Origin of the sequence: Spiroplasma sp. ald (assembly GCF_044714355.1) — a bacterium.
In the GTDB taxonomy this organism is placed as follows: domain Bacteria; phylum Bacillota_I; class Bacilli_A; order Mycoplasmatales; family Mycoplasmataceae; genus Spiroplasma; species Spiroplasma phoeniceum.
In genome coordinates, this window is the sequence record NZ_RXFY01000154.1 from 1 (window position 1) to 1,613 (window position 1,613).

Genomic DNA, 1,613 nt, shown 5'->3' on the forward strand with positions numbered 1-1,613 from the left:
TGATAAATGAACCTAATCCGTTGTTCTTATCAACATCAACCACTTTAAATCCATGACCTACTATGGCAAATTGTTATAAATTACAATTTGATTTAGAAGATAGTTTTAATATTAAATCAAAAGAAAGATATGCAAATCGTACGCATTGATATGGAATACTAAGTGATGATTTAATGACTGCTTATAACAAAGGTAATAAAAAAGTATTACAAGATGTATTTGATGATATTTTTGTTCAATCAAGTTCATCAACAGTAGATGGTCAATTATCNCAATCTTTACAAGTAGTACAAGGAACACCAACCTTAGAAACATATACACAAGACCAAAAAGCAATTATTGAACAAGTATACTTAGCATGTCATTTTTCTAGCCCTTTTGGTGATGCCTCAGATAGTGAAGAAAATAAAACACAATCATTAATAAAAAAAAACAAAAACAAAAACAAAAGACTTAGAAAAACAAGCATATTTACAAGCATATCGTAAGCAATATTATACTAAAATGTTTGATACAGTTTTAAAATATTATGGTTTATGAGATGGAAATGGTGAAAGACCTTATGGATTTGATTTTATTAGTGCTAGTTTAGTAGACCAAATGCGACAAAATGAATTAATTACTGCTAGATTAGATAATGGCACAATGGAGCCAATAAGAGCTATAACTGAATATGATAATATTGATGAATTAGAAGCAACCAAATATTTTGAAAAAGTAGAAGCATGACAAGATAAAATGCAAACCAAAGAAATAGAACATAATAATAAATTAATGGAATATGATGAAATTGGTAATAATCAAAATGCCTTATAAGGTAGAACAGAAATTAAGGAGAATTAAAAAATGAGTAGAATTAATCCCGGGATTATAGAAGAATTAAGAAGACAAGCCCACGATACTTTAATCGATATCAGAGAAAACATAAAAGACAATCGTCATTGAATGGTATTTCCTTTTAATGTTTATAGTTCATATATACCTGATACAGAAACTGGTTGAAAACCNAATAATGCTAAACCNAGTGATTATGGTAGTTATACAAGAATATTTGATAATATGGAAAGTACTATTGCTCAATGACAAGGTAGTTTAAAAATAGTTCAAAAATATAAAGGTGAAGAAATTAATATTTTAACAATTGATGATTTTAATAAACAACCAATTAACTCAACTATATGAGCCAATAATGAAACACCTTTTGCGATAAAATTAAAAGATGAAAATAATAATGTTTATTGAAAATTAATTGATGGTGAAAACATTTATGATGTTAATAAAATGNTAGAATACTTAAATCAATATAAATTAAGTTATTTTATGAATAATGATAATAAAGCAGATAACTTTTATACAAAAGAAGTTAAAGTTGGTAAATATTGAGATGCTTATATGATTAATGATAGAAGTTCAATTCAATTTGGAGATGCTAAATTTGAACAAGTATTTACTCAACAATCAACCGAAAGACAATATACTTTATTAATTTTAGATGAAGATGCTGAGAAATTAAATATTAATGATTATTATAATTTTTATACTGTATTTAATGACCGTGGTTTAAATATTGGTGGTGGTGATATTAATTCTGCACCCCAAGATAGACAATGATT

Annotated in this window: 1 protein-coding gene; it reads left to right on the forward strand. The window is 26.2% G+C overall.

Annotated features, from left to right (window positions below; genetic code table 4):
* The first annotated feature begins 504 nt into the window (after nt 1-504).
* A complete protein-coding gene (locus EHU54_RS05760) occupies nt 505-816 on the forward strand; it encodes a hypothetical protein (RefSeq protein ID WP_400249440.1) in 312 nt (103 codons plus the stop codon).
* The last annotated feature ends 797 nt before the right edge of the window (nt 817-1,613 follow it).